The sequence below is a fragment of the Vibrio sp. Vb1554 genome, assembly GCF_033344235.1.
Window position 1 is genome coordinate 1 of the sequence record NZ_JAWPOJ010000186.1, and the last position, 1,429, is coordinate 1,429.

The window sequence follows — 1,429 nt, forward strand, 5'->3', positions numbered from 1 at the left end:
TCATCAAGAGGTTTGACGAAACGCATATCAGCAACCGTTGCATTGAGGTTTTCAGCTGCTTCTAGTGCATTCGGTAAGAAAGTACCGAAGCTCAGGATTGCCACCTTTTCACCTTTGCGTACCACTCGACCTTTACCAATCTCAAGAGCGGTAAACTCTTTTTCGATCTCTGTACCCATACCACTACCACGAGGATAACGTACGGCACTTGGTCCAGTGTGCTTATGACCTGTGTACAGCATTTGGCGACATTCGTTTTCGTCGCTTGGAGCCATGATCACCATGTTAGGAATGCAGCGCATAAAGCTAAGATCAAAGGCACCTTGGTGTGTTTGACCATCTGCACCAACCAAACCTGCGCGGTCGATAGCAAACATTACTGGTAAGTCCATGATAGCGATGTCATGGATAAGTTGATCGTAACCACGTTGCAAGAAGGTTGAGTAAATAGCCACGATCGGATGATCGCCAGCAATTGCCATACCCGTTGCAAGTGTCACAGCGTGTTGCTCTGCAATTGCCACATCAAAGTATTGGTCGGGGTACTCTTTCGAGAAACGCACCATGCCAGAACCTTCACGCATTGCTGGCGTAATTGCCATTAGCTTAGGATCTTGCGCTGCCATGTCACATAAGAAGTCACCAAAAATCTTTGAGAAAGTTGGTTTGCCGCCACTGCTTTTTGGTAAGCAGTTATGGCTTGGATCGAACTTAGGGACGCCGTGGTAGCCAATAGGATCTTTCTCTGCTGGCTCATAACCTTTGCCTTTCTTGGTCATGATGTGCAGGAACTGAGGGCCTTTAAGCTCACGCATGTTCTTCAGTGTTTTAACGAGCTCATTCACATCGTGCCCATCAATTGGACCAATGTAGTTAAAGCCAAACTCTTCAAACAGAGTGCCAGGGACAACCATGCCTTTTAGATGTTCTTCAGTGCGACGAACCAGTTCTTTGATTGGTGGCACACCTGATAGCACTTTTTTTCCACCTTCACGGATAGAGGTGTAAAGACTACCGGAAAGGACTTTCGCTAGGTGGTTGTTCAGAGCGCCAACGTTTTCTGAGATCGACATTTCATTGTCGTTCAGAATCACCAACATGTCAGGGTGAACATCGCCTGCGTGGTTCATGGCTTCGAATGCCATGCCGGCAGTAATCGCACCATCACCAATCACACTGATGACTTTGCGACCTTTCCCTTCTTTTTGAGCGCTGATGGCTAGGCCAAGCCCTGCACTGATGGAAGTAGAAGAGTGACCAACTGATAGCGTGTCGTACTCGCTCTCTTCGCGCCAAGGGAAAGGGTGTCAGCCGTCTTTCTGACGAATCGTTGGCATTTTATCGCGACGACCCGTCAAAATTTTATGTGGGTAAGCCTGATGATCAACATCCCAGATAAGTTTATCTACGGGTGTGTTGTAAACATAAT

The 1,429-nt window shown here is 47.4% G+C and carries 1 pseudogene; it reads right to left on the bottom strand.

Annotated elements, in window-relative coordinates:
• Window positions 1-1,429, bottom strand: a pseudogene (gene dxs / locus R8N28_RS24805) (1-deoxy-D-xylulose-5-phosphate synthase); the annotation flags it as partial.